The 26,235-nt window shown below is 67.3% G+C and carries 26 protein-coding genes; 16 read left to right on the top strand and 10 right to left on the bottom strand.

Translation table 11 applies throughout. The features are described from left to right. Positions 1-202 precede the first annotated feature (202 nt). Positions 203-1,015, top strand: coding sequence for a Rossmann-fold NAD(P)-binding domain-containing protein (locus tag ACZ1H8_RS06170; RefSeq protein WP_465180473.1), 813 nt, complete (start codon positions 203-205; stop codon positions 1,013-1,015). On the opposite strand, the gene ACZ1H8_RS06165 is transcribed toward ACZ1H8_RS06170, so the two are convergent. From ACZ1H8_RS06165 to ACZ1H8_RS06145, 5 genes are all read right to left on the bottom strand, one after another. After that, positions 925-1,839 (bottom strand): DMT family transporter, encoded by a 915-nt coding sequence (locus ACZ1H8_RS06165; protein WP_465180472.1) that lies wholly within the window; start codon positions 1,837-1,839, stop codon positions 925-927. The two genes, ACZ1H8_RS06170 and ACZ1H8_RS06165, sit on opposite strands and share 91 nt — an antisense overlap. After that, complete coding sequence (locus tag ACZ1H8_RS06160; protein ID WP_465180471.1) at positions 1,836-2,840, bottom strand: threonine aldolase family protein; 1,005 nt, start codon at positions 2,838-2,840, stop codon at positions 1,836-1,838. The genes ACZ1H8_RS06165 and ACZ1H8_RS06160 overlap by 4 nt, the downstream gene beginning before the upstream one ends. Before the next feature lie 55 nt (positions 2,841-2,895). Further along, a complete protein-coding gene (locus ACZ1H8_RS06155) occupies positions 2,896-5,010 on the bottom strand; it encodes a transglycosylase domain-containing protein (protein WP_465181349.1) in 2,115 nt (704 codons plus the stop codon). A 283-nt stretch (positions 5,011-5,293) separates the two neighbouring features. Next, positions 5,294-6,886, bottom strand: a complete 1,593-nt coding sequence (locus ACZ1H8_RS06150) for a serine hydrolase (protein WP_465180470.1) — start codon at positions 6,884-6,886, stop codon at positions 5,294-5,296. A gap of 273 nt (positions 6,887-7,159) precedes the next feature. Further along, positions 7,160-7,726 carry an HNH endonuclease gene (locus ACZ1H8_RS06145; RefSeq protein WP_465180469.1) on the bottom strand — a complete coding sequence of 189 codons (567 nt, stop codon included), beginning with the start codon at positions 7,724-7,726 and terminating at the stop codon, positions 7,160-7,162. Between the two features lie 101 nt (positions 7,727-7,827). Between ACZ1H8_RS06145 and gluQRS the strand changes: the two genes are divergently transcribed. From gluQRS to egtD, 5 genes are all read left to right on the top strand, one after another. Next, entirely contained in the window at positions 7,828-8,691 is an 864-nt protein-coding gene (gene gluQRS / locus ACZ1H8_RS06140; protein WP_465180468.1) for a tRNA glutamyl-Q(34) synthetase GluQRS, read from the top strand. An 8-nt stretch (positions 8,692-8,699) separates the two neighbouring features. Continuing rightward, positions 8,700-8,936 (top strand): twin transmembrane helix small protein, encoded by a 237-nt coding sequence (locus tag ACZ1H8_RS06135; RefSeq protein ID WP_110149293.1) that lies wholly within the window; start codon positions 8,700-8,702, stop codon positions 8,934-8,936. A 13-nt stretch (positions 8,937-8,949) separates the two neighbouring features. Continuing rightward, entirely contained in the window at positions 8,950-9,522 is a 573-nt protein-coding gene (locus ACZ1H8_RS06130; RefSeq protein ID WP_465180467.1) for a cob(I)yrinic acid a,c-diamide adenosyltransferase, read from the top strand. A gap of 75 nt (positions 9,523-9,597) precedes the next feature. Beyond that, the gene (gene egtB / locus ACZ1H8_RS06125) at positions 9,598-10,863 is read left to right on the top strand and encodes an ergothioneine biosynthesis protein EgtB (protein WP_465180466.1); all 1,266 of its coding nucleotides are present in this window, start codon (positions 9,598-9,600) and stop codon (positions 10,861-10,863) included. After that, complete coding sequence (gene egtD / locus ACZ1H8_RS06120; protein ID WP_465180464.1) at positions 10,864-11,835, top strand: L-histidine N(alpha)-methyltransferase; 972 nt, start codon at positions 10,864-10,866, stop codon at positions 11,833-11,835. Between the two features lie 18 nt (positions 11,836-11,853). Here egtD and ACZ1H8_RS06115 read toward each other — a convergent pair whose 3' ends face one another. Beyond that, entirely contained in the window at positions 11,854-12,888 is a 1,035-nt protein-coding gene (locus ACZ1H8_RS06115) for a DUF1176 domain-containing protein (protein WP_465180463.1), read from the bottom strand. 66 nt (positions 12,889-12,954) lie between these two features. Between ACZ1H8_RS06115 and ACZ1H8_RS06110 the strand changes: the two genes are divergently transcribed. Further along, on the top strand, positions 12,955-13,824 hold the full coding sequence (locus tag ACZ1H8_RS06110) for a 3-hydroxybutyryl-CoA dehydrogenase (protein WP_465180462.1): 870 nt from the start codon (positions 12,955-12,957) through the stop codon (positions 13,822-13,824). A 50-nt stretch (positions 13,825-13,874) separates the two neighbouring features. Here ACZ1H8_RS06110 and ACZ1H8_RS06105 read toward each other — a convergent pair whose 3' ends face one another. After that, positions 13,875-15,143, bottom strand: a complete 1,269-nt coding sequence (locus ACZ1H8_RS06105) for a NupC/NupG family nucleoside CNT transporter (RefSeq protein ID WP_465181348.1) — start codon at positions 15,141-15,143, stop codon at positions 13,875-13,877. Between the two features lie 161 nt (positions 15,144-15,304). On the opposite strand from ACZ1H8_RS06105, the gene ACZ1H8_RS06100 reads away from it, so the two are divergent. From ACZ1H8_RS06100 to ACZ1H8_RS06070, 7 genes are all read left to right on the top strand, one after another. Then, entirely contained in the window at positions 15,305-15,982 is a 678-nt protein-coding gene (locus ACZ1H8_RS06100; RefSeq protein ID WP_465180461.1) for a queuosine precursor transporter, read from the top strand. Positions 15,983-16,247: 265 nt separating this feature from the next. Further along, complete coding sequence (gene argB / locus ACZ1H8_RS06095) at positions 16,248-17,147, top strand: acetylglutamate kinase (RefSeq protein WP_465180460.1); 900 nt, start codon at positions 16,248-16,250, stop codon at positions 17,145-17,147. A 105-nt stretch (positions 17,148-17,252) separates the two neighbouring features. Then, positions 17,253-17,543 (top strand): YggT family protein, encoded by a 291-nt coding sequence (locus tag ACZ1H8_RS06090; protein ID WP_465180459.1) that lies wholly within the window; start codon positions 17,253-17,255, stop codon positions 17,541-17,543. Between the two features lie 7 nt (positions 17,544-17,550). Then, complete coding sequence (locus tag ACZ1H8_RS06085) at positions 17,551-17,862, top strand: DUF167 domain-containing protein (protein WP_465180458.1); 312 nt, start codon at positions 17,551-17,553, stop codon at positions 17,860-17,862. Next, on the top strand, positions 17,859-18,734 hold the full coding sequence (folD, locus tag ACZ1H8_RS06080) for a bifunctional methylenetetrahydrofolate dehydrogenase/methenyltetrahydrofolate cyclohydrolase FolD (RefSeq protein ID WP_465180457.1): 876 nt from the start codon (positions 17,859-17,861) through the stop codon (positions 18,732-18,734). Before ACZ1H8_RS06085 ends, folD begins: the two co-directional genes overlap by 4 nt. Position 18,735: 1 nt before the next feature. Beyond that, complete coding sequence (locus tag ACZ1H8_RS06075; protein WP_465180456.1) at positions 18,736-19,341, top strand: Cif family virulence factor; 606 nt, start codon at positions 18,736-18,738, stop codon at positions 19,339-19,341. Further along, positions 19,338-19,979, top strand: coding sequence for a MarC family protein (locus ACZ1H8_RS06070; RefSeq protein ID WP_465180455.1), 642 nt, complete (start codon positions 19,338-19,340; stop codon positions 19,977-19,979). Before ACZ1H8_RS06075 ends, ACZ1H8_RS06070 begins: the two co-directional genes overlap by 4 nt. 84 nt (positions 19,980-20,063) lie before the next feature. Here the strand turns inward: ACZ1H8_RS06070 and ACZ1H8_RS06065 are convergent, their stop codons facing one another. Then, positions 20,064-21,932, bottom strand: coding sequence for an AcrB/AcrD/AcrF family protein (locus ACZ1H8_RS06065; protein WP_465180454.1), 1,869 nt, complete (start codon positions 21,930-21,932; stop codon positions 20,064-20,066). Positions 21,933-21,996: 64 nt separating this feature from the next. Here ACZ1H8_RS06065 and ACZ1H8_RS06060 point away from each other — a divergent pair, with 64 nt between their 5' ends. Beyond that, the gene (locus ACZ1H8_RS06060) at positions 21,997-22,413 is read left to right on the top strand and encodes a GtrA family protein (RefSeq protein WP_465180453.1); all 417 of its coding nucleotides are present in this window, start codon (positions 21,997-21,999) and stop codon (positions 22,411-22,413) included. Position 22,414: 1 nt separating this feature from the next. Next, positions 22,415-23,146: a class I SAM-dependent methyltransferase gene (locus ACZ1H8_RS06055; protein ID WP_465180452.1), complete on the top strand. Its 732-nt coding sequence runs from the start codon at positions 22,415-22,417 to the stop codon at positions 23,144-23,146. A 14-nt stretch (positions 23,147-23,160) separates the two neighbouring features. On the opposite strand, the gene ACZ1H8_RS06050 is transcribed toward ACZ1H8_RS06055, so the two are convergent. Further along, positions 23,161-24,237, bottom strand: a complete 1,077-nt coding sequence (locus ACZ1H8_RS06050; protein WP_465180451.1) for a glycosyltransferase family 2 protein — start codon at positions 24,235-24,237, stop codon at positions 23,161-23,163. 29 nt (positions 24,238-24,266) lie between these two features. After that, positions 24,267-26,063, bottom strand: a complete 1,797-nt coding sequence (locus ACZ1H8_RS06045; protein WP_465180450.1) for a DUF885 domain-containing protein — start codon at positions 26,061-26,063, stop codon at positions 24,267-24,269. Positions 26,064-26,235: the final 172 nt, after the last annotated feature.

The following is a 26,235-nucleotide window of genomic DNA, read 5'->3' as shown; positions in this document are numbered from 1 at the left end:
GTACGGTGGCAAGGCCGTTTCCTCCCCCGGATGCTGCGCATCCGGGGGAGGGGGACCATGCGAAGCATGGTGGAGGGGGTCCGCAACAGATGTGGCAGCCCCCTCCACCACGATGCTACGCATCGCGGTCCCCCTCCCCCGGAGCCGCGGGCTCCTGGGGAGGAGAAGTTTGGTAATCAGCGCCCGGAGTTGAAGCCCAACCATGCCCGGCACCTTCTTCCTCTTCGGCCTGACCGGCTACACCGTCACCCGCCTCGCCGACGCGCTGCGCTCTGATGGGTGGCGCGTCACCGGCACCACCCGCGACAGCTTCGCCGGGCGCGAGGCGGATCTTGCCGCCGCGACCCATATCCTGTCCTCCGTCCCGCCGGGCGGGACCGATCCCGTCCTCGACGCCTATCGCGACACGCTGGCCGCCAGCCGCGCCTGGCTTGGCTATCTCTCCTCGACCGGCGTCTATGGCGATGTCCAGGGCGCCTGGGTCGACGAGAGTGCGCCGACCGGAACCGGCCGGCGCACCGCGCGCGCTGCCGCCGATGCGGAATGGCTGGCACTCGGCGCGCGGGTGTTTCGCCTGCCCGGCATCTACGGCCCCGGCCGCTCGCCGCTCGACCGCATCCCGGCGCAGCGAGTGGTGAAGCCTGGACAGAAGTTCAGCCGCGTCCATGTCGACGACATCGTCTCGGGCGTCATCGCCGCGCTCGATGCGCCGGCCGGTGCCTATAACCTCGCCGACGACCTGCCCGCGCCGCAGCATGAGGTGATCGGCTATGCCTGCGCGCTGCTCGGCCGTCCGTTGCCGCCGCTCGTCCCGATCGAGCAGGCCGAGCTCAGCCCGGCGGCGCAGGGCTTCTGGCGCGAGAACCGCCGCGTCTCGAACGGCAAGGCGAAGCGGGTGCTCGACTGGCGGCCGCGCTATCCCGACTATCGGTTGGGCCTGCGCGCCCTCAGCGCCACAACCAGCCCGACCAGCACCAGCAGCGCCCCGGCCACCGCGAGCAGCGACCAGCGATAATTCTCGAAGATCGTCGAGAAGAACATCGCGACCACCGGGATCACCACGCTGGTATAGGCCGCCTTGGCCGGGCCGATCTCGCGGATCAGCCGGAAATAGAGGCTGAAGCTCAGCGCCGACCCCAGCACCGCCAGATAGAGCAGCCCGGCAAGATAGCTCGGCCGCCAGTCGAACACCGGCGGGCCCGAGGTGATCAGCGCGAAGCCTGCATCGACCACCGCCCCCAGCAGCATCGCCCAGCCGATCATCGCCGCCATCGGATAGCGTTTGGCGGTCTCGCTCGCCTGCATGACATTGGCGGTCGAGGCGGACATCACGCCCGCCAGCGCCAGCGCGATACCGGTGAGCGCCTCGGCCGGCCCGACCGGGCTTAGCCGCGCCTCGCGCAGGAACAGTAGCGCCACGCCGGCGATCGCGATCGCCGATCCGATCAGCAGCTGGCGGCCCATCCGCTGGCCCAGGAAGATGCGCGACAGGATCGCATTGGGTACCAGCAGCAGCGCGAACACGATCGCCACCACGCCCGAGGTGATGTGCTGCTCCGCGCGGTAGACGAAGTTGAAATTGAACACGAATTGCATCGCGCCCAGCGCCAGCGCAAAGGCCATGCCGCGCGCGCCGAGAAGGACGCTCTCGCCGCGCAGCTTCGCCCAGCCGAGCATCACGATGCCCGCCAGCGCAAAGCGATAGCTGACCGACCAGCTGGGCGGCACATGCGCCAGCTGGTCGCGGATCACGATCCACGTCGTTCCCCAGATCAGCGTGACGATCGCGAAGGGGATCAGCACCGACAGGCGCGACGAGCGGGGCGGGGCTTCGGTCATGGCAAGGCCGCGATCGCATCCGCCAGCGGCCGAATATCCTCGGCGCGCTGGTTCCACGAGATCACCAGCCGTGCTTCGCCCACGCCCCAGTCGTAAAAGTCGAAGCCAAGCGCACGCAGGCTGGCGGCTTCCCCGGCCGACACCTTCAGGAACACTTCGTTCGCCTCGACCGGATGGACCAGACGATTGCCCGCCGCCTGCGCCAGCAGCTGCGCGCCGTCATTGGCGGCGCGGGCATTGGCCAGCCACAGGTCGTCGTCGAGCATCGCCAGCAATTGCGCCGCGAGATAGCGGCCCTTGGAGAACAGCAGCCCGGCGCGCTTGCGGCGCACCAAGGTCGCATCGGCCAGCTCGGGCTTGAAGAAGATCAGCGCTTCGGCGCTCATCCCGCCATTCTTGACGAAGCCGAAGCTCAGCGCATCGACGCCCGCGCGCCACGTAACGTCGGCCGGATCGCAGCCGAGATGGGCCACGGCATTGGCAAAGCGCGCGCCGTCCATGTGGAAGCCGAGCTTGCGGTCCTTCGCCAGCGCACCGATCGCAGCGACCTCGTCCGGCGTATAGGCCAGGCCATATTCGGTCGCGTTGGTGATCGAGATCGCATGCGGCTGGATCTGGTGCACGTCGGGGCGGATCGGATCGATCACCGTGCGGATCGCATCGGGGGTCAGCTTCGCCCCGTCGCCCTCGCCGAGAAGCAGCGTCGCGCCATTGGTGTAGAAGACCGGCGAGCCTGCCTCGTCGACCTGGATATGCGCGTCGCGGTGGCAGACGATGCCGCCATAGGAAGGGCAGAGCGCCGCCAGCGCCAGGCTGTTTGCTGCGGTCCCGGTCGGCACCCACAAGGCGCGTACCTGCGTTCCGAACAGGTCGGAAAATCGCCCGTCCAGCTCCTTGCTCCACCGGTCCCCGTCATAGGCGGTGTCGAGCAGGTTCACCCGCGTCAGCGCTTCGAGCACCTGGGCGGAGACGGGGGCGGCATTGTCGGAGAAGAAGCGCATGACGCGCCCTTGCTGCCGCCGCCGTCCCAGGTCAACCGCGCGTCGCGTGGCCTGTTCAGAAGCGGTCGTCGGGCCGCATGTCGTCGCCTTGCGAGCGTCGCGGACCGCGGTCGTCGAAGCTGCCCCGCGGGGTCGGCATCGCATCCTCGCGGCGGCGGTCCTCGGGCGGCAGCGGCGGCGGCACGTCGCGGCCGTCGGGGGCGACCTGGGTCTCGATCTCGCCGCGGTCGATCGCGTCGAGAATATCGTCCAGGATCGTGCCGTTGTCGGTTGCCTCTTCCTCGACCACCGGCTCGGGCGCAGCCGCGGCGGGGATGTCGAGCGTGCGGGTCATGAAGTCGCGCCACACGCGCGCCGGAGTGCCGCCGCCCGACAGGCCGGGGATCGGCGAATTGTCGTCATTGCCGATCCACACGCCGACGACCAGCCCGCCCGAATAGCCGATAAACAGCGCGTCGCGGCCATCCTGCGACGTGCCCGACTTGCCGAACGCCGGGATCGACAGCGCGGCGCCGCGGCCCGTGCCCGACGTCACCACCGACGACAGCAGCTGGCGCATGTCGCCCAGCATCCGGTCGGGATAGTCGCGCGGCCCGCTCAGCGTGCGTCCCAGCCAGTCCTGGTCCTCGTCCTCGGCGGCCAGGCCGCGCGGCCGCACCGGATAGCTGCCCTCGGCGACCGAGGCATAGGCGGAGGTCAGTTCGAGCAGCGAGACGGTCGAGGTGCCCAGCGCGATCGATGCCTCGTCGGCGATCGGGGTCGAGATGCCCAGGTCGCGCGCGGCCTTGATCACATTGGGGATACCCACGCGCTGCGCGATGCGCACCGCGGCGACATTGCTCGACTTGGCAAAGGCCTGTTGCAGCGTGATCGTCCCCGAATAGCGTCCGCCGCTGTTCGCCGGGGACCAGTCGCCGATCTTCAGCGGCGTATCCTCGACCATCGTGTCCGGGGTCATGCCGGCGCGAAGCGCGGCGAGATAGACGAACAGCTTGAAGGTCGATCCCGGCTGGCGGCGCGCCTGGGTCGCGCGGTTGAACGCGCTGCCCGAATAGCTGTTACCGCCGACCATCGCGACGACCCGCCCGTCGGGGCGCATCGCGACCAGGGCGATCTGCGTTTTCTTCAGTCCCGCCGCCTTCACCGCGCGCTCGGCGGCACGCTGCGCCTTGGTCTCCAGCGTGGTGCGGACGGTCTGCTGCGTGGCGATCTCGCCGGCGCGGTCACGCGCCTGGGGCAGGACCCAGTCGGCGAAATAGCCGCCATTGGGCAGCTGCTTGACCTTGTACGGTTTGAGCACCGCCGGACGCACCCGGCTGGCCTCGGTCTTGGTCAGCATGCCGGCATCGACCATCGCGCCGACGACCAGCTTCTGCCGGGCGCGCGCGCCGGCCAGGTTGCCGGTGGGGGCAAGCCGCGACGGCGCCTGGACCAGACCGGCCAGCATCGACGCCTGGCTGACGGTCAGCTCCTCGGGATCGCAGCTGAAATAATGACGCGCGGCGGCGCGCAGCCCGTACACATTGTCGCCGAAATAGACATAGCTGAGATAGCGCGAGAGGATCTCCTCCTTGCTCAGCCAGGCCTCCAGCCAGAAGGCGATCAGCACTTCCTGGAACTTGCGCCCCGCGGTCCGCTTCGACGTCAGGAAGGCGTTCTTGGCGAGCTGCTGGGTGATCGTGCTGCCGCCCTGCGATCCGCCGTCGCTGCTGATATTGTGCACCAGCGCGCGCAGGATGCCGCGCGGATCGATCCCCCAATGGCTGGCGAAGCGGCGATCCTCGATCGCGATGAAGGCGTCGGCGACATGCGCCGGCAGCTTGGTCGCATCCACCGGATCGCCGATGATCGCCCCGCGCCGCGCGATCGGCGTGCCGTCGGCGGCGAGTAGCGTGATCGAGGGCGGCGCCGGCGGTTCGAGCGACTTGGACAGCGGCGCGGTGAAGGCAAGCCAGGCGACCGTCAGGATGAACAGGATGATGAACGCGGCCAGCCCGCGCATCGTCCAGCGCCACCAGTTGATCCGGCGGCGCGGCGACGGTGCGTCGCCCGCCTCGTCGTCGGGAAGGGGCGGGGGCGAGACCGGAGGCGGCCCTGGCGGATCGACGGGTGGGACGCCGCCGCCGCCTGCCGGGGCAGTGCGTCGCGATCCCAGCCAGCCCTGCAGCATCGACAGGCCGCGCCCGAGCGCCGGCGCAGGTTCCGGCATCGCATTCGGCACGCCGCCGGCCGGCTGCCACAGGTCGCGCGGCGGGGCGGGCGTCGGTGCGGGACGAGCGCGCGGCGACTCCATCGGCGGTGCGGGGCGCCGCAGGGGAAATCGCCGGTCATGATCGTCGTTGTTGGGCATCGATGCTCGAATAACTGTGTTGCCGATATAATACGCTGCTCGGCTGGGTGCAATTCCTAGTCGATCCCGCCCCGTGCACCATTAGGGATAGGGCGTATCCCGCTCACCGCACCGGCGTGAAGTCGAGATGGTGGAAATCATAGCTGAAGTCGGCCAGCGGCGAGAGTGCCTTCATCGTCAGCCGCGTGACCGCACCGTCCTTCACCTCGAAGGTCAGCACCGCATCCTCGCCCGCGCCGGCCGGGAAGCGGGTGCGGAAGGCGTCGGCGCCCCAGGGTTCCAGCGCGCTCTTGAACACCGCGGTCGGCACGAACTGGATCGCCAGCTTGCCGCGGGTTTCGGTGATGACGACGTCGCCATACCAGGGATCGCTGTAGCGTCCGGCATAGGCCTTGAGCGGCAGGGACGGCGCGCCCGGCGGCGCGGTGTCGACCCCGCCCGAGACTTCGGCCAGCGCCGATTCCTGCGCCTTCCTCGTGCGGCTGACCGAGCTTGCGACCCAGTCGAAGGCAGGCGCGCCGGTCAGCGCGTCGAGCAAGGCGTTGCGGATGCCGCCCGACACGCCGTCCTCGGTGTTGCTGAACACCGCCACGCCGATCCCGCGCGACGGGATCATCGCGGTCTGCGTCACCTGGCCCGACAGGCCGCCGCTATGCGAGACCATCCGGACGCCGCGATAATCCTGGACGAACCAGCCGAGCGCATAGGTGGAGGTGACGGGACGGGCGGGATTTTCCGCGGTCGGCCCGTCGCTCGACGCGACGATCGTCTCCGGCTTCCACATCTCCTGCGCCTGGTCCGGGCTCCATAGCGCCTTGCCCTCGGGCAGGCGGCCGCCGGCCATCTGCACCTGCAGCCATTTTGCGATGTCGGTCACGCTGGCGTTGATGCCGGCCGCGGCATCGAACATCGGTCCCTCGTCGGGCTGGATGACCTTCATCGCCCCCATGCCGCGGATCGGCGGACCCAGCCGGGCGTGTCGGCCCGCGACATTGTCGCCGCTCAGCTGCGCGCGCGTCGGCACCGCATCGGTCATTCCCAGCGGCGCCAGCAGCCGGGTGGCGATAAACTGCTGCCAGGACATCCCCGATACGCGCTCGATCAGGACGCCGGCGACGATGTAGAGGATATTGTCGTAATCATAGCCGGCGCGAAAGCCGCGCGCGGGCTTCAGATAGGGCAGCGCCTTCAGCGCATCGGCCGGGACGTGCGTCGATGTCGGGAAATAGAGCAGGTCGCCCGCGCCCAGCGGCAGGCCGCTGCGATGGACCAGCAGGTCGCGCACGGTCATCATCTGGGTGACCGCCGGATCGTACATGCGGAACTCGGAAAGGTGCTTCACCACCGGGTCGTCCCAGCCGATCTTCTTCTCCTCGACCAGCATCGCCAGCGCCGCGGCGGTGAAGCTCTTCGAATTGGACGCGATGCCGAACCGGGTATGCGTATCGACCGCGCCGGCCTTGCCCAGCGTGCGAACGCCATAGCCCTTCAGAAAGGGCGGCAGGTTCGGCCGTACGATCGCGACGCCGATCCCGGGCGTCTCGAACGCAGCCATGAACGGCCGCACCAGCGCATCCACGCCCGCCTCGTCCAGTTCCGCCGCCGCTGCCCAGGCCCAGCCCGGAACCGCCAGCGCCGCCGCACTCCCCAGCGACAGGGCCAGCGCCTGCCTGCGATTCACCTGAAACCCGCTCATGATCACTCCCGCCGCAATGGCGGATGCTTAGCCGGACCTGCGATGCGGTGCCAGCGGGGTTGGAGGCAGACGCCCAACCCTCTCCTCCCCAGGAGCCTGCGGCTCCGGGGGAGGGGGACCGCGACGCGCAGCGTCGTGGTGGAGGGGGCTGCAACAGATGTGGTGGACCCCCTCCACCATTCGCTGTGCGAATGGTCCCCCTCCCCCGGATGCGCAGCATCCGGGGGAGGAAACGATAACTCGGTAGTCATGGAAGAAGGGCAGGGGCCGTCCCTAAGCCTCCAGCTCCACGTCCCAATACAACCAGTCGTGCCACGTCTCGTGCAGATGGTGCGGCGGGAAGCGCCGGCCATGTTCCTGGAGGTGCCAGTTGGTCGGTCGGATCGGCGGGATCATCAGCGGCATCGCCGCCTGTTTCGGGGTGCGGCCGCCCTTTTTGAGGTTGCAGGGGGCGCAGGCCGTCGCGACATTTTCCCAGGTGGTGCGGCCACCCTGTGCGCGGGGGATGACATGATCGAAGGTCAGGTCCTTCGGCGAGCCGCAATATTGGCAGGCGAACTTGTCGCGAAGGAACAGGTTGAACCGGGTGAAGGCAGGAAATTGGGACGGTTTGACATATTGTTTGAGCGCGATGACCGAAGGCAGCTTCAGCCTCGCGCTGGGACTTCGGATCTCGCGTTCATAATGCGAGACGATGTCCACTCGTTCGAGGAACACCGCCTTTATCGCCGTCTGCCAGGGCCACACGCTCAGCGGATAATAGCTCAACGGCGTATAATCGGCGTTGAGCACGAGCGCGGGACAACTGTCCGGATGGCGGATCAGATCGGGATGATACATGTCAGTGCCATGTCCCCTTCGTTTGCGCCCGCTCCAGTCGCCCGGCAGCGTGACACCCTCATGACAGCATATGGCGCGACTCGCGGTCAAGGGCCGGTTTGATGGTTATCCACACCCGATTCGCGCCAAGCCCGACGGGACGGCTCCATATGGGCCATGCCTGGTCGGCGATCCTGGCTCATGACTTTGCCCGCGAACGCGGCGGCCGCTTCACGCTGCGGATCGAGGATATCGACGGCACCCGCAGCCGGCCGGAGCATGTCGCGGCCATCCTCGCCGATCTCGACTGGCTGGGCCTTGGCTGGGACGGGGAGGTGGTCTTCCAGTCGCAGCGGCTGGCGCTGTACGAGGCGGCGCTCGACCGGCTGCGCGACGCCGGGCTGCTCTATCCCTGTTTCTGCACCCGCGCCGACATCGCCGCCAGCCTGACCGCGCCGCATGGCCCCGAAGGTGCGCTCTATCCCGGCACCTGCCGCGCGCTGACGGCCGATCCCGACCGGCTGGCGCGCGAGCCGCATTGCTGGCGGCTCGATACCGCAGCGGCGCTGGCCAGCCTGGACGATGCCGCGGCAGATCTGCGCTGGCATGACGACTTCGCCGGCTGGGTGACTGCCGATCCGCTGTCGCACGGCGATGTCGTGCTGGCGCGAAAGGATGCGCCGGCCTCCTATCATCTGGCGGTGACGATCGACGATGCGGCGCAGGGGATCAGCCATGTCGTGCGGGGGCGCGACCTGTTCACCGCCACCCATGTCCACCGGCTGCTCCAGGCGCTGCTCGACCTGCCGCTCCCCGACTATCGCCATCACGAGCTGCTGACCGGACCCGACGGCATCCGTCTGGCCAAGCGCCACGGCGCGCCGACGCTGGAGGCGTTGCGGCTGGCCGGGCAGGACGGGCGGGCGCTTGCCGAAAGCTTGCGCCGGGGTCAGCTTCCGGTTGGAATCGCACCGGCGAAGGCATAGATAGGGGCATGGCACTTTTCCTCTCCCTGCTGGCGCTCGCCGCGATGCTCGCAACGGGCTTCGTCCTAATCCGCGGCCTGGTGAACATGGCCGGCACGACCACCACCGAACTGGAGGGGGACGACCAGGGGCCGAGCGAGCGGGCCAAGCGATCGAACAAGCTGATGCAGCAGCGCATCATCCTGCAGGCGGCGGCGATCCTCTTGCTCGCACTGCTGCTGCTGATCGCCCAGGCGGGCAAGTGATCCGCACGCCTTCGTGGTAAAGCTCAACAAGATCTACACGCGCACTGGGGACGACGGCACCACCGGGCTGGTCGATGGCTCGCGCATCGCCAAGTCGGATCCGCGCATGGCGGCGATCGGCGATGTCGACGAGACCAACTCGGCGATCGGCGTGGCGCGGGCGCATCTGACCGCCGATGGCGCGCTCGATGCGATGCTGGCGCGGATCCAGAACGACCTGTTCGACCTCGGCGCCGATATCGCCACGCCGCTTGAGGGCGACCAGAGCTATGCGCTGCGCGTCACGCCGGCACAGAGCGAATGGCTCGAAGCCGCGATCGACCGGCTGAACGCCGATCTCGAACCGCTGCGCAGTTTCGTGCTGCCTGCAGGCGAGCCGGCCGCGGCAGCGCTGCATCTGGCGCGGGCCATCGCGCGCCGTGCTGAGCGTTCGGCGGTTGGCGCCAGCGCGCATGCCGAGTTGCGGGCCGAGGCACTGATCTATTTGAACCGATTGTCGGATTTCCTGTTCGTCGCCGCCCGCGCGGTGAACCAAAAGGGGGCCGGGGACGTTCTATGGGTGCCAGGGGCATCGCGGGCAGGCTGATCTCCTAGTTTCACTCCGGATCCGTTGCGATGTCGGATTGACTTTGCCGGGCGTGGTCCGGAAAAGGAGAACGAAATGCGAACGAACCCCGCTTCGGCCGACACGGCGCTCCCGGACCGGTTCCGCCGGGTTCGCGCGCTCAGCGTCGATCTGGTCGCGACGCTTTCCGATGCCGATGCCACGATCCAGTCGATGGACGACGCGTCGCCCGCCAAATGGCATCTGGCGCATGTCACCTGGTTCTTCGAGACATTCGTGCTGCGCGACCATGTGCCGGGCTACCGGCTGCATGACGATCGCTGGCCGTTCCTGTTCAACAGCTATTACGAGGCGGAAGGCGCGCGCCATGCTCGCCCCAGTCGCGGCATGCTCTCGCGTCCCAACCTGGACGAGGTGCTCGCCTACCGCCGCGCGATCGATGCCGCGCTGCTGGCTGCGCTGCCCGGGCTTTCCGAGGAAGCACAGGCGCTGGTCCAGCTCGGCTGCCACCATGAGGAGCAGCATCAGGAATTGCTGCTGACCGACATCCTCCATCATTTCTCGGTCAATCCACTTCAGCCCGCGGTGTGGCCGGGCGACCCCAAGGTGCCGGTGGCGATGCCCGGCCCGATCGGCTGGATCGAGGGGCGAACCGGACTGGTCGCGGTCGGTATCTCGACGGTGCAGAACTCGAATGATTTTTCCTATGATTGCGAAGGGCCGCGGCACCAGACTTTACTGCATCCGCACGCGCTTGCCGACCGCACGGTAACCAATGGTGAATGGGCCGCTTTCATCGCCGATGGCGGCTATCAAACCCCCGCGCATTGGCTGTCCGACGGTTGGTCCTGGGTCCAGGCGCATGGCATCGAGGCGCCGCTCTACTGGCAGCGTGACGGAGAGGTCTGGACCCGCTTCGGTCTCGACGGCCGCCGGCCGATCGATCCTGCCGCGCCGGTGACGCATATCAGCTTCTTCGAGGCCGACGCCTATGCCAGCTGGGCAGGCGCGCGGCTGCCGACCGAGTTCGAATGGGAAGCGGCTGCGGCGGATCATGACTCCGCGGGCGGCAATCAGCTCGACCGCGCCGGCGCGGTCGAGCCGCGGCCCTCGACCGGCGGCCCGGCTTTCTTCGGCGATGTCTGGGAATGGACCGGCAGCAGCTATCGCCCCTATCCCGGCTTCCGCACCGCCGAGGGGGCGGTCGGCGAATATAATGGCAAGTTCATGAGCGGCCAGTTCGTGCTGCGCGGCGGCAGCTGCGCCACGCCGCGCGGCCATGCCCGAGCCAGCTATCGCAATTTCTTCTACCCGCATCAGCGCTGGCAGTTCACCGGCCTGCGCCTCGCCAAGGATCTCTGAATGCTGAAACAGGAAGCCGAGGACGGCCAGGCCAGCCTGGTCGATCCCAATTTCCGTGCCGATGTGCTGACCGGCCTGTCGGCGCGGCCGCGTGCGATCCCGGCGCGCTGGTTCTACGACCGGCGCGGATCGGAACTGTTCGAGGAGATCACCCAGCTTCCCGAATATTACCCCACCCGAACCGAAACTGCGCTGCTGCGCGAGGTCTGTCCGCAGCTCGGCATCGCCCCGGGCGCGGCGGTGGTCGAATTCGGGTCCGGCTCGTCGGCCAAGACGCCGATCCTGCTCGGCGCGATCGAACCCGCCGCCTATGTGCCGATCGACATCTCCGGCGATTTCCTGCGCCAGTCCGCGCGCGAGCTGGGCCAGGCCTTTCCCGGCCTGCCGGTCCATCCGGTGGAGGCGGATTTCCTGCGTCCGGTGCCGTTGCCGCGGCAGGTGGCGGACCTGCCCAAGCTCGGCTTCTTTCCCGGCTCGACGATCGGCAACATGAATGCCTGGCATGCGGTCGACCTGCTGAGGGCGATGCGCGAATGGCTGGGCGAGGGCGCGCAACTGCTGATCGGGATGGACCGGGTCAAGTCGCCCGATGTGCTGGTGCCGGCCTATGACGATGCGCAGGGCGTCACCGCGGCGTTCAACCTCAACCTGCTTCATCGGATCAATCGCGAGCTGGGCGGGTCGATCCCGGTCGATGCCTTCCGCCACCGCGCGATCTGGAACGCGGATGCGGCGCGGATCGAGATGCATCTGGAGGCGCAGCGCGACGTGGCGTTCACCGTGGACGGACGTCCGTTCGACATGGCATCGGGCGAGACCATCCACACCGAGAACAGCCATAAATATGGGCCCAATGGCGGCCGTATGCTGCTGCGCGCCGGCGGCTGGACGCCGGTGCGCGAATGGACCGATCCGAACGACTGGTTTGCGCTGATCCTGTGCGAGGCCCAGCCGATCCGTCGCGCGCCCTGACCGTCTCGCGCGAGGCCTTTATTTCGGCGCGGTATCCGCCCGCCAGGTGCGTAGCCAGTTCGCGGAGCCGCGGCAGTCGGGCATCTCGCGCTGTTCGATCAGGCGAAAGAGGCTGCCGTCCCAGACATAGCTGGCGGAACTGCCGCAATCGCCGATGCCGCGGCCCTTGGTCCGGCTGCTCAAGATGCCGGTCTTCGGATCGAACCAGGGATTGATCAGCGCGGGCGCGTCGCCCTGCGCGCCGGTATCGTCTGGCGCGGAATCGAACCCGGCGACCTCCACCTTGCCGCCCGACAGGATGTAGGGAACGCTGGGCAGATTATAGGCGCCCTGGCCGCACGGCAGCAGCGCCAGCGTCTTGCCGCCCCCCAGCGCGAAGGTGCCGACGCCGGGCAGGTCGCCGGCGGCACCGTCATATTCGGCGTCGCATCCGCTTTGGGTGTCGAGCCGCTTGCGCAGCGCCGCGTTCACCGTCTCCGGAGTTCCCGAGGGGCGGACTGCGCGGATCGTTGGGACTGTCGGCGCGGCAGGCACGGAGTTTGCCGGCTTGCCGCCTCTCGCGACGATCGCCGTCACGGTCCCCGCGCGGCCCTGCGCCGCATCGATGAAGCGGAACGCCGCAGAGGCCCCCGTCAGCGATACGATGCCGACCGTGCTGCCCGATGCGTCCGCCACCTCGATTGTCTTGCCGGCAACCATCGCCCGCGCGATTCGCTGCGCCGCCTCGCCCTCGATCTTGATATTGTCGTCGCGCGGTGCCTGCGAGGCGAGCTGGGCCCCGTCGATCTTCAAAGTCAGGGTTCGGCCGTTATGGCCGGGCAGTTCGAGCAGCACGGTCAACGCACCGCCCGCGCCCGGCGTGCGGCCGACCAAGACGAAGATATCCTGATAGGCCTCGTTCCCTTCCTCGCCCTGGGGGAGAAGCGAGGTCATCTCGCAACTGGCGCCATTGTCGCAGCCGACCGCCCAGTCGCCGAAGATCTTCACCCCCTGGTCAGGCGCCGACGCGGCGGGTGCAGAGGCGAGAACGAGCAATAGCGGCAAGATCGGCACGGGGCTGCTCCTAGCGAAACCGGGTTGCAGCGGTTAGAGGCCGCAAAACCCTTTGGAGAGCAAGCGATGAAGACAATTGGCGTGATCGGTGCAGGACAGATGGGTGCGGGCATCGCCCAGGTTTCGGCCCAGGCGGGCTATCGCGTGCTCCTGAGCGATGTCGATCTGGCGCGCGCCGAGGCGGGCAAGGCGGGCATCGCCAGGCAGCTGAACCGCGCGGTCGACAAGGAAAAGATCAGCGCGGGCGACCGCGATGCGGCGCTGGCCAATATCGAACCGGTCAACGACGTCTCGGCCTTCGCGCCGTGCGACCTCGTGATCGAGGCGGCGACCGAGCGCGAGGCGATCAAGCGAACGATATTCGAGACGGTAGGCAAGGTGCTGCGCGACGATGCGATCCTGGCAAGCAATACCTCATCGATCCCGATCACGCGGCTGGCCCAGGCGTCGCCGGACCCGGCCCGCTTCATGGGCGTGCATTTCTTCAATCCCGTGCCGGTCATGGGTCTGATCGAGCTGATCCGCGGGCTGGCGACGTCGGATGCGACGGTCGCTGCGGTCGAGGCCTATGGCCAGACTTTGGGCAAGCGCATCGTCCATGCCAATGACGCGCCGGGCTTCATCGTCAATCGCGTGCTGCTGCCAATGCTGAACGAGGCCTGCTTCGCGCTGGGCGAGGGCGTGGCGACGATCCCCGATATCGATGCCGCGATCCAGCTGGGACTGAACCATCCGATGGGCCCGCTGACGCTGGCCGACTTTATCGGCCTCGACACCTGCCTCGACATCTGCCGCGTGCTGTTCGAGGGAACGGGCGATCCCAAGTTCCGCCCGGCGCCGCTGCTGATCAAATATGTCGAGGCGGGCTGGTTCGGCCGCAAGACCGGACGCGGCTTCTATGACTATTCGGGTGCCGAGCCGGTGCCTACCCGCTGAGGTTCCCGCCTCCCCCGGCATGGCCTGGGGGAGGCGACCTCAAACCGGCGTCAGGACAGCAACAGTCCGGCCAGCGCAGCACTCATCAGATTGGCGAGGCTGCCGGCGACCAGCGCGCGGATGCCGAGTTTCGCGATGACCGGACGCTGGTTCGGGGCCAGGCTGCCGGTGGCGGCCATCTGGATCGCGATCGACGAGAAATTGGCGAAGCCGCACAGTGCGAAGGTGACGATCGTCACGGTACGCTGAGACAGGTCGGTCATCTGCTTGAGTTCGGCGAACCCGAGGACTTCGTTCACTACCATCTTGGTACCGAAAAGGCCGCCAGCCGCGCCAGCCTCGTTCCAGGGGACACCAACCAGGAACATCAGCGGCCGGAAGACCCAGCCAAGGATCAACTGGAAGCTGAGGTCAGGATAGCCGAACAGACCACCGATTCCGCCGAGAATGCCGTTTGCCATCGCGACGAGCGCAACGAAAGCCAGCACCATCGCGCCCACGGCAACCGCGATCTTGACACCCGTCGAGGCCCCGGCGGCGGCGGCCATGATGATGTTTGCCGCACGCTCCTCCTCGATGTCGTGCTCGACCGCCTTGATGACCTGTTCCTCTTCCGGACGATCATCAAGCGGTAGTTCTCCCGGCTTGTCGGTCGGGACATCGGGCATCATGATCTTCGCCATCAGCAGTCCACCCGGCGCTGCCATGAACGATGCGGCAAGCAGATAGGGGAGCGCTTCACGCGAAAGAATGCTAGCGTATAGCGCCAGGATCGTTCCCGCCACGCCGGCCATGCCGACGGTCATCACAGCGAAGAGCTGCGACGGGGTCAGGCGCGAGAGATAGGGGCGGATGACGAGCGGGGATTCGCTCTGGCCGACGAAGATGTTGGCCGCGGCACACAGCGATTCGACCTTGGTCACGCCGGTCAAGAACTCGATCGCGCCACCCACCCAGCGGATGACGAACTGCATCACACCCAGATGATAGAGGATCGAGACGAGGCTGGCGAAGAAGATGATCACCGGCAGCGCTGCGATCGCGAAACTGGTGCCGCCGCTTTCCGGCCGGGCGAGCGGGCCGAAGATGAAGCGGGTACCCTCCTCGGAATATTTGAGAAGGGCGGTAACGCCATTTGCCATGCCCTCGATCAGCCAACGACCAAGCGGAACATAGAGGACCAGGACCGCGATGCCTGCCTGCAGCGCGAAGGCGGCGGCGACGACGCGCAGGTTGATCGCGCGCTTGTTGCTGGACAGGAGGAACGCGATTGCGAGGATCGCGACGATCCCCAGGATACCGATCGGGAAGCCGTTCACGCGCGCGTGTCTCCGAAGCCGAACCGATTGAAGCGCATGTAATGGAATCCCCTGAACAGGCCGGACAGCTTGGCCGCGGGGCGCGGCATTGGCAAGTCGTTGAAGCACGTAGTGATGTCCCGGGGGTTTTACCGCGCGAGCAATCTCGCTAGCGTCCGGCGATGGATACCCAATCGCCCGCGGTCCCGCGTTCGCTCTTCGTGCTTTCGATCTTCTATGGCGGCATGGTCTGCATCGCCGGGGTGTTGGGCAACAAACAGGTGTCGCTGGGCCCGGTGTCGCAGATCGGGACCTGGGTCGGGGTCGGGCCGCTGGCGGTCGAGGCGGGGATCTTCGCCTTCCTGCTGCTGGTCGCGGTTTCGAGCGCGGTCGCGGAGCTGCATGGTCGCCGTACCGCCAACCGGCTCGTCATCTTCGGCTTCATCCCGCTGATCTTCTCGATTCTGCTCTCGCTCCTGGTGCTGGCGCTGCCGGCCTCGTCGCATATGGACCCGGCGCGGCTGGGTGCGTTCGAGATGATGATGGGCGGGACGCCGCGCATCTGGGCCGGCGGGATCGTCGCCTATGGCATTTCGCAGCTGCTGAACGTCACGATCTTCAGCGCGCTCAAGAGCGGCCGGGGCAAGCTGCTCTGGCTGCGATCGGCGGTCGCGGGCGTGCTCAGCCAGATCGTCGATACGCTGATCTTCGTCACTGTCGCCTTTTACGGCGTGTTCCCGGTCGGCGAATTGCTGGTCGGCCAGATGGTGGCCAAGGTCGTGCTGTCGATCGTGCTGATCCCGGCGCTGATCTATCTGTTCGTCGGCATCGGTCGGGCGCTGGGCACGCGGCCGTCCTGATCGGCGCTTGCTGCCTTGGTCCGCAACACGCCCACTATCACCCCGTCATCCCGGCCGAAGTGCCGAGATCCACTGGGTGGCAAATCCCGGAACTGAAGGTGTGCGGGACGTCTTTTTGAGGCGATTGCAACGCGAATCTTCGCGTCCGGGATGGAGGCGGGGTGGACCCCGGCACTTCGGCCGGGGTGACGGAAGGGGATTGGGCGTATCTGTCGCGTTGCCGTAACCGTTGCTGTCACTGGCGTGCGGCCCTAATAGGCCGCGCATGACGAACCACGCACCCGATCCGGCGCTGCTTGCCAAGGCCGAGACGCTTATCGAAGCGCTGCCCTATCTGCACCGGTACAAGGGCGCGACTTTCGTCGTGAAATATGGCGGCCATGCCATGGGCGATCCCGAGCTGGCGCGCGACTTCGCCGAGGATGTGGTGCTGTTGAAGGCGGTCGGGATCAATCCGATCGTGGTTCATGGTGGCGGACCGCAGATTGGCGCGATGCTGAAGCGACTGGGCGTCGAATCGCAGTTCGTCGGCGGGCTGCGCGTCACCGATGCGGAGACCGCGCGCATCGCCGAGATGGTCTTGGCCGGATCGATCAACAAGGAAATCGTCGGCTGGATCGGTGAGGCCGGCGGGCGCGCGGTCGGCATTTCGGGCAAGGACGCCAATCTGGTGACCGCGGAAAAGGTCCAGCGGACCGAGGCGGATACGCTGCAGGGGATCGAGCGCCATGTAGATCTCGGGTTCGTCGGCGAACCGGTCGCCGTCGACCCGCTGATCCTGACGACGCTGGCTGGACAGGGGTTCATTCCCGTCGTGGCGCCGATCGCGTTGGGTGCGGACGGCCATACCTACAACATCAACGCCGACACGATGGCGGGTGCGATCGCCGCCGCGTGCCGCGCGTCGCGCTTCTTCCTGCTGACCGATGTCGCGGGTGTGCTGAACAAGTCGGGCGAGCTGATGACCGACCTGGATCCGGCGGGGATCGAGGCGCTGAAGTCGGACGGTACGATTTCAGGCGGAATGATCCCGAAGGTCGAGACCTGCGTGAACGCGGTGAAGTCGGGCGTCGACGCGGCAGTCATCCTCGACGGCCGCATCCCGCATGGCATGCTGCTGGAAATCTTCACCCGCCACGGTGCTGGTACGCTCGTCCACGCTTGATTCCGGGCGTGCTGCGCCCATGTGTTATAGCCAAGTAATGCACCTTGTCGGTGCCGGCCGCTTTCCGCTAGGCTTGCCGGACAGGGATGTCACTGGAGACCCGATTTGATCGTCCTCATCCAAATCCTTCAGATTCTGCTGAACGTCCTTTGGTGGATCATCTTCGTTCAGGTCATCCTGTCGATCCTGATCTCCTTCAACGTCGTGAACATGCACAACGACTTCGTCCGCTCGCTCTATATCGGGCTGGAGAAGCTCACGGACCCGCTCTACCGGCCGCTGCGGCGCATCCTGCCCGATACGCGACCGCTGGACTTCGCCCCGATGGCGGTGCTGGTCATCATCCTGATTCTCCAGAACGCAATCATCCCGGCGATCGCCCGCGCGCTCGTCTGATCGCGCGATGAGCGGCCGTGCCCCTTGGCGGGCGGTTGCGGACGGGATCGAGATCCATGTCCGGGTGACCCCGCGGGGCGGGCGCAACGCCTTTGCCGCCGGGACCGACGAGCATTTCGCGGTCCGGCTGGCCGCTGCGCCGGTCGAGGGCGCAGCGAATGCCGCGCTGGTGCCGCTGGTTGCCAAGGCGTTCGGGTTGCCCAAGCGTGACGTGATCCTGATCGCGGGCGAGACGGCGCGGGTGAAGCGATTGCGCATCGTCGGTGACCCCGAGACGCTGGCGGCGCGCGCCGCAAGCTTCTATGGGACTGCGCCATGAGCGCAGAACTGATCGACGGAAAAGCCTTTGCGGCGGGCCTGCGGGCGCGTGTCGCACAGCAGGTCCCCGCCTTTGTCGCAGCCACTGGCCGTGCCCCGGGCCTGGCGGTGGTGCTGGTTGGCGAGGATCCGGCCTCGGCCGTTTATGTCCGGTCCAAGGGCAAGATGACCCGCGAGGCGGGGATGGAAAGTTTCGAGCATCGCCTGCCGGCAGAGACGAGCCAGGAGGCGCTGGTCGCGCTGGTCGATCGGCTCAATGCCGATCCCGCAGTGGACGGCATCCTGGTGCAGCTGCCGCTGCCCAGCCATCTGGACAGCGAAGCGGTGCTGCTGCGGATCCACCCGGACAAGGATGTCGACGGATTCCACCCGGTCAATGCCGGACGGCTGGCCACCGGGCTGCCGGGGTTCGTGCCGTGCACGCCGCTGGGCTGCCTGATGCTGCTCGAGGATAGGCTGGGCGACCTGACCGGGCTCGATGCGGTGGTGATCGGCCGGTCGAACATCGTCGGCAAGCCGATGGCGGCGCTGCTGACCGCGAAGAGCTGCACGGTGACGCTGACCCATTCGCGCACGCGCAACCTGCCGCATTATCTGGCGCATGCGGATATCGTCGTCGCCGCGGTCGGCCGCGCCGACTTCGTGAAGGGCAAATGGTTGAAGCCGGGCGCGACGGTGATCGATGTGGGCATCAACCGGGTCGATGGTGCGCTGCGCGGCGATGTCGATTTCGCGGGCGCCGCGTCGGTCGCAGGCGCGATCACGCCGGTTCCGGGCGGCGTCGGGCCGATGACGATCGCCTGCCTGCTGCGCAATACCTTGGTCGCGGCGCATCGGCGCGAGGGTATCGCGCTCGACGAAGGCGCGATCTGAGATGATCGCGCTGGCGCTGCTGATGCTCGCGGCCGATCCGGAGACGGCGGTCGAGGCGGAGCGCGCCTTTGCGCAGGCGGCGCAGACCGATGGCCAGTGGACCGCCTTCCGCCGATATTCGACGCCCGATGCGGTGATCTTCACGCCGCAGCCGAAAAAGGCGCACGAGGCGTTGCCGAAGACGGATCCGCCGACCGCGATCGAATGGTGGCCCGCGGAAAGCTATGTCGCGTGCGACGGCAGTGCGGCGGTGAATACCGGGCCGTGGAAGCTGCCGCAGAGCCAGGGGTTTTTCACGACCATCTGGGTCCGTCAGGCCGACGGGCATCACAAATGGGTCTATGACGGTGGCGATGCGCTGGCGACGCCGCGCGTGCGGCCTGCCGAGCCCAAGGTGCGGGTCGCGACATGCGCCGATACGCCAATCTCGCGCGCGCAGGACCCCGTCGATCCCCCGGTCGTCGGCGACGGCGGCGAATCGACCGACGGCACGCTTGCCTGGACCTGGCAGGTCGCGGCGGACGGCAGCCGCTCGCTCGACGTCTATCTGTGGAACGGGCAGGATTTCGAACCCGTCATCCAGGACCGGGTGGGGGCACCGAAATGATCGAACTCTTCGTCTCGACCTTCATCACCCTGTTCGTCGTCATCGACCCGCCGGGATGTGCGCCGATCTTCGCCGGGCTGACCCAGGGCGCGACCGACGCCCATCGCCGGGCAATGGCGGTGCGCGCGGTGCTGGTTGCGGCGGCGATCCTGCTGGTCTTTGCGCTGTTCGGCGAGGCGCTGCTGCGCGCGCTGGGCATCAGCCTGGAAAGCTTCAAGATCGCCGGCGGCATCATGCTGTTCCTGATCGCGCTGGAAATGGTGTTCGAAAAGCGCACCGAACGTCGTGAGGACAGGGCGGAGAAGATCAAGGCGGAGGAAGTGACCGACGTCTCGATCTTCCCGATGGCGATGCCGATGATCGCCGGCCCGGGATCGATCGCGTCGATCATGCTGCTGATGTCGCAGAACAGCGGCACCGGCCGCAGCGTCGTCGTGCTTGCGGCGCTGGTCGTGATCCTGGCGCTGACGCTGGCCGCGCTGCTTGCCTCGACCGCGCTGATGCGGATCGTGGGTGCGAAGATCGAGGCAGTGATCTCCCGCCTGCTGGGCGTGCTGCTGGGTGCGCTGGCGGTTCAGTTCGTCATCGACGGGATCCGGGCGAGCCTGGTCGCGGGGCGCGCGGCGGGGCTGCACTGAAGGCGTGAAGCGGTGAACCGCTGTTTTGCTCAGATTGCTCCGGCAACATCTTGTTGAGCGCTTATCGGCAAGCGGTTTGATCGCTCATGGCTTAGCGGGCTTCGGCTTTGGTTTCGGTCCCATGTTTGGCTCCGGCCCGTCCGGCATCGCGTAGTCGATCCGCCACAGGCGATACGGCGCGCCCTTGGGGAGCTTCACCGGGATCAGCCAGGCGGGCACATAGCCGCGGCTGAGCTGGGCATAGAAGCCTTGGGGCGCGCGCGCGCGGTACACGGTCGTTTCCGCCAGGTTGGGGCAGATCAGCAGATATTGCGCGCCGTGGACACGGGCGATCGGGCGGAAACCGGCGGCGGTGCCGCCAAAGGCGTGATGCACGTCGAGGATCGCGCGGCCGTTGCGATGATAGGGGCCGGCAATGCCGCTATGCGCGGTCATGGTGATCAGCCGTGGCCCGAGATCGACATGGGTGAACAGCACCGAGGGCGGGATCGCGCGCAGCATGTTCATCGAGGTCGCCCGTGCGCAGGCGGCGCTTGCCTGGTTGGCGCGATTGATGCCCGCCTTGCTGGCCGGCTTGGCAGCCTCGCGCGGCAGATATTTGAGCGCAAAGCCCGCGAACAGGCCGGAGACCAGCAGGAATGCTAGCACCGAACCGACGACCCGCACCGCCATCCAGCGCTGATTCAGGCACCAGGGAACGATGATCCACACCAGCGCGGTCGCGCCGGGTACGGCCAGCAGCTGCGCGGCGGGTCCTGCGCGAATCTGCCACAGCAGCATCAGGCCGGCAAAGGCGGTGAACAGGGTGATCGCGGCCCAGCCGACCACTGCGTCGCTGCGCCGCCAGCGCCAGGTGGCGACCGCGCCGCCGATCACGCCGATCACCGCCAGCGCCGCGATCGGGAAGACGGCGTCGAGCGACTGGCGATAGATCGGCCGCGCCTCGCGCACATTGTCGAGCCAGATGCGCTGAAGTTCGGGCGACACACCTTCGGGCCGGCCGAGGCATTGCGGGAACAGGGCGGCGAATCCGGCGGCGATGGCCGCGCCGACCAGCGCGGCCAGGCCCAGCCGGACCCAGCGATTGGCGGGGTTGATCCACGCCAGCGCGAACAGCGATCCGCCCGCCGCCAACATCACCGTCAACCAGACCGGGGTAAGCGCGTCGCAGCGCATCGCCATGTTGGCATAGGAGGCGAAGGCGGCGAACCCGCCCGAACAGCCTGCCGCTAAGGTCAGGCCATAGACCTGCATCCGGCGGACGTCATCGCGGTCCCAGATCCAGCGCAGCGCGATGATCGCCCCGGCCATCAGGCAATAGGGCAGCATCTCCAGTCCGATATTCAGCGACACCGCGCTCGACAGGCCGACCGTCGCGCCGCCGCGTCCGCGCGCCGGGTCGGCCAGCCCGGCGACGGTCATCGCCAGGCAGGCAAGCTGCCAGCCATGATGGTCGATGCGCATCGGCGCGAACATCATCAGCGTCGAGGTGCAGCCCATCAGGACGATGAAGGCGATCGGCCAGCTGGTGGGGGCGACGAGGCGGCGCACGGTCAGCCCGACGCCGAGCATCGCGATCGACAACGGCAGGAGCGGGGCGATGCCGCACGCCCATTTCTCCGCCGCGGCGGTGCCGATGAACGGCTGGAGCAGCAGGATCAGCCCGGCGATCGGCAGGTCAACGATCCGCGACCAGTGGATGTTGAACCCGCCCAGCGCCGGATCGAGTCGATAGTTGGTCAGATCGTACCAGCCCTGGCCCCCCAGCCAGGCGCGGACCTGCATCAACCGCATATTGTCGTCGGTATCGCCCAGCGCGAGCCAGTAGATATTCCCCTGGCGGTCCCACAGGAACCACAGGACCACGGCCACCCAGCAGAGCAGCCCCCATGTCAGCCAGTTGCGATCGAGTTCCTGATCGAGGCGGAATCCGCCGGATGTGCCGAGCTTCAAAACTGCTTCCCTTAAACCGGCCGACGCTTTACCGCGCGCTCGCGCCAAGAGGCAAAGGCAAACAGTGACTGCACTCATTCGACGGGTCGAAACGCTGCGCGACAGCGGCGTTCTGGGCCAGCTGATCCGCTTTGCGATCGTTGGCGGGCTGTCGACGGTGGTCTATGCCGTGGTCTACTGGCCGCTGGCGACCTATGTGATCCCGCCGGTGCTTGCGTCGGTTGCCGGTTTCCTGGTCGCGGTGATATTCGGCTGGGTCTTTCACAGCCGGTGGAGCTTCAAGGGGCACGAGGCCGATGGCGGCGTCGGCACCCAGTCCAAATTCTTCCTGGTCCAGTCGGCCGGCATGGCGATGAATGCAGGCTTCACCTGGGTGTTCACCGGCCCGCTCCACCAGCCGACCTGGGTGCCCCTGCTTCCGGTGATCTTCATCACCCCGCTGATCACCTTCGCGCTCAACCGATATCTGGTATTCAAGTAACATGGACCGCATCGTTTACGACCGCATGGCCGCGCATGATTCCACCCATTGGTGGTATCGCGCCCGCCGCGACATCCTGGCCGACTATCTGAAGCGCTATGGCCAGCTGCCCGCCGACGCCAAGGTGCTCGAGATCGGGTGCGGCACGGGGCACAATCTGCCGATGCTGGCGCAGTTCGGCGAGATCGACGCGATCGAGATCGACGACACCGCGCGCGCCTTTGCCAGCGAGCGGCTGGGCAAGCCGGTCGGCAGTTCGCCGCTGCCCGAGCTGACGGGGGTCCAGCCGGGAAGCTATGATCTGGTCGCGGTGCTCGACGTGGTCGAGCATGTCGAGGACGATGTCGCGGCGCTTGCGGCAATGGCCAAGCTGCTGAAGCCCGGTGGCAAGATCCTGATCACCGTGCCGGCGCATCAATGGATGTGGAGCGCGCACGACGTGGTGAACCACCACAAGCGCCGCTATTCCAAGGCTACGCTGACCGCGGCGCTGAGCAAGGCGGGGCTGGGGTGGCAGAAGCTGCGCTGGTTCAACTCGCTGCTGTTCCCGGCCGCGGTTGCGACGCGGATTGCGGGCAAGCTGACCGGCAAGGACGATAGCGACGATTCGCCGCCGCCCAAGGCGCTGAACACCGCGTTCGAGACGATCTTCCGCATCGAGCGACACCTGCTCGGCCGCGTGCCGATGACGCCGGGCCTGTCGATCATCGTGCTGGCCTCGCCCAAGGGCTGAGGCCCGCGCCGAAATCAGCGCGGGGTGCGGCGGCGCGGGTTGGGAAGCGGCGGGATGGTCGAGCCGGCAGAGGGGTCCGACGGGGCCGGGCTGGGGTCGAAATGCTGCGCTTCGTCGCTGTCCTCGAACCGGTAGCCGAGCCGGGCCTGGCCTTTTACCGGGCCGGCGACGTCGGCGACCAGATAGAGCGGGCGACGCTTCGATTCGACATAGAGCCGGCCGAGATATTCGCCGATCATGCCGAGCACGAACATCTGCACCGCACCGAGGATGACGACGACCAGCATCGTCGAGGTCCAGCCCTGGATCACGCTGCCGGTCAGCCAGGCGATGGCGATGTAGAGGATCAGCAGCACCGACGCGGCGGTCAGCGCCAGGCCGACATGGCTGGCGAAGCGCAGCGGCGCGGTGGAGAAGCCAGTGACCGCGTCGAGCGCGAAGCGGATCATCTTGCTGAGCGGATATTTGCTCTCGCCGGCATGGCGTTCTTGCCGGTCATAGAGGAACGGCACCTGGCGGAAGCCGACCCAGGCGACCATCCCGCGGATGAAGCGCGCCTGTTCGGGCAGCGACAGGAAGGCGTCCAGCGCGCGGCGCGTCATCAGGCGGAAGTCGCCGGTGTCGAGCGGGATCGGCGTGTCGGTGACCCGATCGAGCACGCGGTAGAAGGCGGCGGCGGTGGCCAGCTTGAAGAAGCTCTCGCCATCGCGCTTGCGCCGCACGGCATAGACGACATCGGCCCCCTCGGCGGTCATCGTCGCGCGCATGTCGGCCAGCAGTTCGGGTGGATCCTGAAGATCGGCGTCGATGATCAGGATCTCCTCGCCCGAGCACAGGTCGAGCCCGGCGGTCAACGCGAGCTGGTGCCCGTGATTGCGCGACAGGTTGATCGCGACGAGGTGCGGGTCGCCTTCGGACAGGCGCTGCATCACCGACCAGCTGCCGTCGCGCGAGCCGTCGTTGATCAGGACGATCTCGAAATCCTCACCCACCGCAGCGCGCGCCGCCGCCGAGACGCGCGAATGCAGCATCTCGAGGCAGGCCTCTTCATTGTAGCAGGGGATGACGACGGAAAGCTTGGGCCGTTTCATGGGCCGCGCTCCTAGCGATTATTGCAGCGTCATGCGAGCGACTTCGCGCGTTCCTCGACAAGCCGCTCGAGGATCGTCAGCGGGACGGCGCCCGATCGGATCACTTCGTGGAACTGCTTGAGGTCGAACCGGTCACCGGCGATCGCCTTTGCCTTCTCGCGCGCGCGGACCCAGCTGATATGGCCGATCTTGTAGCTGCAGGCCTGGCCCGGCTGGGTGCAATAGCGCTCGACCTCGCGCTGCGAGCGCGGCTGGGCGAAGCCGACCGTCCTGACCATATAGCCGGTCGCCTGCTCGCGGCTCCAGCGCTTGGTATGGATGCCGGTGTCGATCACCAGCCGCGCGGCGCGGAACAGGAAGGACTGGAGATAGCCGGCGCGCTCCAGCGGGCTGGCATAGGCGCCGAGTTCGTCGGCAACCTGTTCGGCATAGAGCGCCCAGCCTTCGCTATACGCGCCGAAGAAGCTGGTCTTGCGGATCAGCGGCCCCTCGGCCTCCTGCGAGGTCGAGATCTGCAGGTGATGGCCCGGATGGCCCTCATGATAGGTCAGCGACGGCAGGGTGTATTTCGGCCAGTCGCCGACGCTCTTGAGGTTGATGAAGTAGATGGCAGGGCGCGAGCCATCGAGCGCGGCGCGGCGATAATAGCCGTTCGAGGCGCCGTCCTGGATCTCGACCGGAACCGCGCGGATTTCGAGCGGCGCCTTGGTCACGTTTAGGAATGCCTTGGGCAGCAAGGCGGTGACGTGTGCCAGCCCGTCATTGAGGCCCTTGAGCAGCTCGGCGCGGCCCTCTTCGGTATCGGGATAGAGCTGTTCGGGACGCACATTGAGTGCGGTCAGCCGCTCGGCAACCGAACCCTGGGTGAAGCCCTGCGACTTGAGGATCGTGTCGAGCTCGGCAGTGATCTGCGCCACCTGCTCCAGGCCCATGCGGTGGACCTCGTCGGCGGTGAATTTGGTGGTCGTCGAGCTTTCCAGCGCGGCGGCGTAGATCGCGTCGCCCTGCGGAATGTCCCAGATGCCTGCGCTGGTTCGCGCCTTGGCGCGCAGCGTGCGGATCAGCGCAAGCTGGCGGTCGAGCGCGGGATAGACCTTGCCCTCGACGATCTTCGTCGCGCGGGTGCCCCAGTCGCCCGGGATATCCTTGGTACGGCGGACCAGCGACTGGGTCAGGCCGCTCTGTGCGGCGGCGGGCCGGCGCAGCGCCTCCATCTGGCCGATCGTCAGCTCCAGCGCGAAATCGGGCGCGACCACGCCGCGCGCCGCCTCGGCCTGTTGCTGCTGCGTTTCCTGGTCGAGCACGGTCGCGAGCGCATCGAGCCGGCTGAGATAAGCCTCGGCATCGGCGGAATTGGTGACGGTGTGCGACGAGTTCAGGAAGTCCGGCATCGAGAAATAGGCGCCGCCCTGCTGGAAAATGGTGAAGGGGCGCACCGCGGAGTCGAGGCCGAATTTCTCGGGCGCGACGGTGCGGCCTTTCAGCGAATACAGCACCACCTCCCGATCGAGTTTCGCCTGGTCCGACAGGCCGTCGGGGCCGATCGCCTCGATCGCGGCAATGCTCTTGCGCAGCTGGTCGAGGCTGGCCTTGCGCGCCTCGGGCGTGCGCGGGCTGAGCCTGGACTTCAGCCCGGCATCGGCACCCTTGTCGAGGCCAAGGCCGGTCGCGCTTTCCGGCGAGAGCAGCAGCGACCCGCGAAAGGCGGCATCGAAGGCGGCGTTCAGCGCGGCGTCGTTCGCGCTCGCTGCGGCACGCGCCGCATATGGAAACAGGCCGAGCGCGGCAACCGCGCTGGTGCTGTGCAGGAAGAAGCGGCGGTCCACGCAAAAGCCTTTCGATTGTCGATGGATAGCAGCCTAGCGCTTCGCTCTTCGGGCACAAGCCGGCGTATTGCAGCACATCGGACGGAGTGGCGTTCGCGCCTTGCGCCTTGACGACATCCATCCGGAAAGCCTAACCGGCAGATAATGCGAATCAGTCGCATTATCGAGAAGG

It is taken from the genome of Sphingomonas sp. BL-S-25 (assembly GCF_055521555.1).
This window is presented reverse-complemented; position numbering and strand designations above follow the sequence as displayed.

Bases quoted from the DNA above. Each gene is read 5' to 3' on its own strand.
- ACZ1H8_RS06075 (WP_465180456.1), top strand. From the start codon at position 18,736: ATGATCGCGCTGGCGCTGCTGATGCTCGCGGCCGATCCGGAGACGGCG.
- ACZ1H8_RS06170 (WP_465180473.1), top strand. From the start codon at position 203: ATGCCCGGCACCTTCTTCCTCTTCGGCCTGACCGGCTACACCGTCACC.
- ACZ1H8_RS06110 (WP_465180462.1), top strand. From the start codon at position 12,955: ATGAAGACAATTGGCGTGATCGGTGCAGGACAGATGGGTGCGGGCATC.
- ACZ1H8_RS06055 (WP_465180452.1), top strand. From the start codon at position 22,415: ATGGACCGCATCGTTTACGACCGCATGGCCGCGCATGATTCCACCCAT.
- ACZ1H8_RS06050 (WP_465180451.1), bottom strand. From the start codon at position 24,237: ATGAAACGGCCCAAGCTTTCCGTCGTCATCCCCTGCTACAATGAAGAG.
- ACZ1H8_RS06160 (WP_465180471.1), bottom strand. From the start codon at position 2,840: ATGCGCTTCTTCTCCGACAATGCCGCCCCCGTCTCCGCCCAGGTGCTC.
- ACZ1H8_RS06070 (WP_465180455.1), top strand. From the start codon at position 19,338: ATGATCGAACTCTTCGTCTCGACCTTCATCACCCTGTTCGTCGTCATC.
- egtB (WP_465180466.1), top strand. From the start codon at position 9,598: ATGCGAACGAACCCCGCTTCGGCCGACACGGCGCTCCCGGACCGGTTC.
- ACZ1H8_RS06100 (WP_465180461.1), top strand. From the start codon at position 15,305: ATGGATACCCAATCGCCCGCGGTCCCGCGTTCGCTCTTCGTGCTTTCG.
- ACZ1H8_RS06145 (WP_465180469.1), bottom strand. From the start codon at position 7,726: ATGTATCATCCCGATCTGATCCGCCATCCGGACAGTTGTCCCGCGCTC.
- ACZ1H8_RS06085 (WP_465180458.1), top strand. From the start codon at position 17,551: ATGAGCGGCCGTGCCCCTTGGCGGGCGGTTGCGGACGGGATCGAGATC.
- ACZ1H8_RS06165 (WP_465180472.1), bottom strand. From the start codon at position 1,839: ATGACCGAAGCCCCGCCCCGCTCGTCGCGCCTGTCGGTGCTGATCCCC.
- ACZ1H8_RS06155 (WP_465181349.1), bottom strand. From the start codon at position 5,010: ATGCTGCAGGGCTGGCTGGGATCGCGACGCACTGCCCCGGCAGGCGGC.
- egtD (WP_465180464.1), top strand. From the start codon at position 10,864: ATGCTGAAACAGGAAGCCGAGGACGGCCAGGCCAGCCTGGTCGATCCC.
- gluQRS (WP_465180468.1), top strand. From the start codon at position 7,828: ATGGTTATCCACACCCGATTCGCGCCAAGCCCGACGGGACGGCTCCAT.
- ACZ1H8_RS06135 (WP_110149293.1), top strand. From the start codon at position 8,700: ATGGCACTTTTCCTCTCCCTGCTGGCGCTCGCCGCGATGCTCGCAACG.
- ACZ1H8_RS06150 (WP_465180470.1), bottom strand. From the start codon at position 6,886: ATGAGCGGGTTTCAGGTGAATCGCAGGCAGGCGCTGGCCCTGTCGCTG.
- folD (WP_465180457.1), top strand. From the start codon at position 17,859: ATGAGCGCAGAACTGATCGACGGAAAAGCCTTTGCGGCGGGCCTGCGG.
- argB (WP_465180460.1), top strand. From the start codon at position 16,248: ATGACGAACCACGCACCCGATCCGGCGCTGCTTGCCAAGGCCGAGACG.